Source organism: Micromonospora sp. NPDC003776, from assembly GCF_053605645.1.
Genome location: NZ_JBSGJR010000616.1, coordinates 1 through 3,955 on the forward strand (window position 1 = coordinate 1; position 3,955 = coordinate 3,955).

Genomic DNA, 3,955 nt, shown 5'->3' on the forward strand with positions numbered 1-3,955 from the left:
CCGACATGGCGAGGGTGGCCCAGCCGGGCAGGCCGGCGGCGACCGCCACCGCGCCGAACGACGCGCCGACGGCGAGCATGGCCGCGCCGATGGCCGCGACGTCCCGCAGCACCGCCGCGTCGCCCGTTCGATATGCCGTACGCATGGTTCGTTATCCTGAACACGAACGGCTCGTTCGTCAAACCGAACAAACAGACCGATGGAGCGAACACATGGCGATAGACCCCGCTCCCCCGCTGGCCACCATCGCCGCCGCCCTGCGGCGCGAACGTGACCGCGCCGGGCTCTCGCTGACCGAACTGGCGCGCCGGGCCGGCATCGCCAAGTCCACCCTGTCCCAGCTCGAATCCGGGGTCGGCAATCCGAGCGTCGAGACGCTGTGGGCGCTCGGCGTCGCGCTGGGCGTGCCGTTCAGCCGCCTGGTCGAGCCGCCCGCGGCCGGCGTCCGCGTGGTCCGCGCCGGCGAGGGGCCGCGGATCCGCTCCGAGCACGCCGACTTCAGCGCCACCCTGCTCGCCGCCGGCTCACCGCACACCCGCCGGGACGTCTACCTGATGGAACTGGAGCCCGGCGCGGTCCGGACCGCCGAGGCGCACACCCCCCGCAGCATCGAACACGTCGTGGTCGCGGCCGGGCGGATGCGGATCGGCCCGGAGTCCGACCCGGTCGAACTGGGACCGGGCGATTACGTCACGTTCCCCGGCGACACGCCGCACCGGTACGAGGCGCTGGCCCCCGGAACCTTCGCGGTGCTGGTCATGGAGCACCCGTGACGGCGGCTCGGCCGGCCTCCGCCGGGGCGCGGTAGAGCCGGGCCACGACCTCCTCGATGTCCGGCTCGACGATCGCGATGTCCCGCAGGGTGGCCAGCCCGGCCAGGCCCGCGACCACCTCCGCCACGGTCGCCGACTCCAAGGCGAAGACCAGCCGGTGGCCGTCCGCCTCCACCCGCTGCAACGGCGCGCCGGGCAGCTCGGGCGGTGCCGGCAGCACCGAGTCCAGTTCGGCGACGACCATCCGGCGGGACCCGTACCGGCTGTGCAGGGCGGCGATCGACCCGTCGTGCACCACCCGGCCGTGGTCGATCACCACCAGGCGGTGACAGAGCCGCTCGATGTCGGCCAGGTCGTGCGTGGTCAACACCAGGGTGGTGTCGCCGCCCCGGCCCAGCTCCGCCAGGAAGCTCCGGACGGCCTGCTTGCTCACCACGTCCAGGCCGATGGTCGGCTCGTCGAGAAAGAGCACCTCCGGTCCGTGCAGCAGGGCGGCGGTCAGCTCGCCCCGCATCCGCTGGCCGAGGGAGAGCTGCCGGACCGGGGTGTCCAGGAACCCGTCCAGGTCGAGCAGGCCGCGGCAGCGGGTCAGCCGCGCCGCGTGCCCGGCCGCCGACACCCGGTAGACGTGCCGGAGCAGCTCGAACGAGTCGCGCAGCGGCAGGTCCCACCAGAGCTGGGAACGCTGCCCGAACACCACCCCGATCCGCATCGCCAGCCGGGTCCGCTCGGCGACCGGGCGCAGCCCGCAGACCCGCGCCTCCCCGGCCGAGGGCATGAGCACGCCGGTGAGCATCTTCAGGGTGGTCGACTTGCCCGCGCCGTTCGGGCCGATGTAGCCGAGCATCTCGCCCCGCTCCACCCGCAGGTCGATCCCGTCGACCGCGGTCACCGTGCGCTTCTCCCGGCGCAGCCGGCCGACCTTCACCCGGACGGTGAACTCCTTGCGCAGCCCGCTCATCTCGATGACGCTCATGACCCCGTGCTCCGGTAGTGACGGATCCCGACCCGCCAGGCCAGCCCGGCGATCGCCGCGGCCACCAGCGCCACGCCGGGCGCGACCCAGCCGACCCAGCCGGGCAGGCCGAGCGGGTCGGCCCGGCCGAGCAGCGCCAGCGCCGGGTGGTAGCTGACGAAGGCGAACCCCAGCCCGTACGCGAAGAGCGCGCGGAACCAGCCGCCGTAGACGGTGACCGGGTACGACGTGAAGTCGCGCCCGCCGTAGGTGACCGAGTTGGCCAGCTCGCCCGAGTCGATCCAGTAGAACGAGACGGTGGCGGTGGTGACGAAGACCGAGCCGAAGAAGACCACCCCGGCCAGCGGGGCGACCACCACCAGCGCCACCCGGCCGGCGGTCCAGTGGATGCCCGCCGAGCCGACCGAGGCCACCAGCACGACCAGCCCGAACACCACCCGGGACACCTTGCGCAGCGGCAGGTCCATCAGCAGCAGTTGGGGCAGCGCGGCCAGCGGGCGGACCAGCACCGCGTCGAAGAGGCCGGTGCGGACGTACCGGGGCAGCCGCTCGACGTTGCCGACCAGCAGGTCCGCGGTGGCGAACGCGAACGACGACAGCCCGACGATCACCAGCGTCTCGTGCAGCGTGAAACCGCCCAGCTCCCGGGTCACCCCGAACAGCACCAGCACCGTGACCACGTCGAACACCGTGGCGCCGACGTTGCCGACCAGGTCCACCACGAACGACGCCCGGTACGCGGCCTGCGACCGCGCCTGCGCGCCGAGCAGCGCCCGGTACGCCCCGAGCACGCCCCGCGTCCGGCCCGCCGGCCCGGATCGGTCCCCGGGCGGCGCGACGACCGGGGCCGGGCCGGTCAGCGTGCCCGGCTCAGCCACCCTGCACCACCAGCCGGCGCTCGGCCCGGCGCTGCACCAGCCGGCAGAGGGCGAGCAGCGCCACGGCCCAGCCGGCCTGCACGCCGACCAGGCCGAGCTGCAGCGGCGCGGCCTGCCGCTCGACCAGCACGTCGAGCGGGATCTGGAGCAGGCTCGGGAACGGGGTGCCGTACCGGAGCACGGCCTCCAGCCAGCCGGGCAGAAAGCCCAGCGGGAAGTAGAGCCCGGCGAGCACCCCGGAGCAGAGCGTCCAGAGGATCAGCGGCCCCCGGACGTCCTGCAACCAGTACGCGCTGGCGTTGACCAGGTAGCGGCAGCCGAAGCAGACCAGCACGGCGAGCACCACGGAGAGCACGAAGAGCGGCAGGGTGGATCGCCGGTGCGGCAGGTACACGTCGAACAGGAACAGTCCGACCAGCACCGGCGGCACCAGCCGGGACAGCGCGGCGAACCCGGCCCGGCCCAGGTCGGCGGCGAGGTAACTGGTCACCGGGTGGACCGGGCGGAGCAGGTCGGCGGCGATCTCGCCGGTGCGGATCCGGTCGGCCAGCTCGGTCCAGCCCCAGATCGCGATGACCGCCAGCAGACCCTGCCCGACCCAGACGAACGTGGCGAGCTGCTCCCGGTCGTAGCCGGCGACCCGGCCCGCCGCGCCGGCCGCGGCGAGGAAGATGTAGTAGCGCAGAAAGCCGAAGACGGTGTTGGTGACCACCCCCGCCACGGCCGCCTGCCGGTAGGTGGCGTACCGCCGGAAGCCGGCTTGGGCTATCGCGCCGAATGTCCGAATCGATCGGGTAACGTTTGAGTTCGTGGGCGGTGCCACAGTGGCGGTGACCGAGCCCACGCCGCTACCCTCCTTCCGCAGCCAAGACGTGCCGGACCGGGCGACTCTACCGGCACGTCCGGCGCCCAGCGCGACAATTTCCAACGAGGTGACACCGCCGTGAGCGAGCGACGCGAGCCGGCCGCCGGGCCGCGCCGCGCGGGCGGCGGCAGGGTCCCCCGATGAGCGGCTACGACCGCTGGCGCGAGCCGGCCGAACCCTCGTGGGCCGCCGAGCCGACCCACGAGTGGCGGCCACAGTTCCCGGGACAGCGCTACCCGGGCGACATCGGCGTCGAGTACCTCACCCCACCCGCACCGAGCGGCCGGGCCACCGTGGTCGGCCGGGCCGAGGTGCATCCGGTCAGCCCGGCACCGATGGAGGACGCGTACCCGGTCAGCCCCGCCGGCCCGGACGGCCGATCGGCGACGCCGCCGCGGTGATCGAGGCGCTCGACCTGGCTCCCGCGCTGGTGATCGGGCACTCGATGGGCGGCATCACCGCG

The 3,955-nt window shown here is 73.9% G+C and carries 5 protein-coding genes; 2 read left to right on the forward strand and 3 right to left on the reverse strand.

What is annotated here, in order from left to right; all coding sequences use genetic code 11:
• The first annotated feature begins 212 nt into the window (after positions 1 to 212).
• On the forward strand, positions 213 to 773 hold the full coding sequence (locus tag ACWEVO_RS32000) for a helix-turn-helix domain-containing protein (RefSeq protein ID WP_452311184.1): 561 nt from the start codon (positions 213 to 215) through the stop codon (positions 771 to 773).
• On the opposite strand, the gene ACWEVO_RS32005 is transcribed toward ACWEVO_RS32000, so the two are convergent.
• The 3 genes from ACWEVO_RS32005 to ACWEVO_RS32015 all read right to left on the reverse strand — a co-directional run bounded on the left by ACWEVO_RS32005 (position 757) and on the right by ACWEVO_RS32015 (position 3,471).
• On the reverse strand, positions 757 to 1,749 hold the full coding sequence (locus ACWEVO_RS32005) for an ABC transporter ATP-binding protein (protein WP_452311185.1): 993 nt from the start codon (positions 1,747 to 1,749) through the stop codon (positions 757 to 759). The genes ACWEVO_RS32000 and ACWEVO_RS32005 overlap by 17 nt on opposite strands.
• A complete protein-coding gene (locus ACWEVO_RS32010) occupies positions 1,746 to 2,540 on the reverse strand; it encodes an ABC transporter permease (RefSeq protein WP_452311188.1) in 795 nt (264 codons plus the stop codon). The genes ACWEVO_RS32005 and ACWEVO_RS32010 overlap by 4 nt, the downstream gene beginning before the upstream one ends.
• A gap of 79 nt (positions 2,541 to 2,619) precedes the next feature.
• A complete protein-coding gene (locus tag ACWEVO_RS32015; protein ID WP_452311186.1) occupies positions 2,620 to 3,471 on the reverse strand; it encodes an ABC transporter permease in 852 nt (283 codons plus the stop codon).
• 161 nt (positions 3,472 to 3,632) lie between these two features.
• On the opposite strand from ACWEVO_RS32015, the gene ACWEVO_RS32020 reads away from it, so the two are divergent.
• Positions 3,633 to 3,893, forward strand: a complete 261-nt coding sequence (locus tag ACWEVO_RS32020; protein ID WP_452311187.1) for a hypothetical protein — start codon at positions 3,633 to 3,635, stop codon at positions 3,891 to 3,893.
• Positions 3,894 to 3,955: the final 62 nt, after the last annotated feature.

Excerpts from the sequence above, each read along its gene's own strand:
- ACWEVO_RS32000 (WP_452311184.1), top strand. The coding sequence starts at position 213 with ATGGCGATAGACCCCGCTCCCCCGCTGGCCACCATCGCCGCCGCCCTG.
- ACWEVO_RS32005 (WP_452311185.1), bottom strand. The coding sequence starts at position 1,749 with ATGAGCGTCATCGAGATGAGCGGGCTGCGCAAGGAGTTCACCGTCCGG.
- ACWEVO_RS32020 (WP_452311187.1), top strand. The coding sequence starts at position 3,633 with ATGAGCGGCTACGACCGCTGGCGCGAGCCGGCCGAACCCTCGTGGGCC.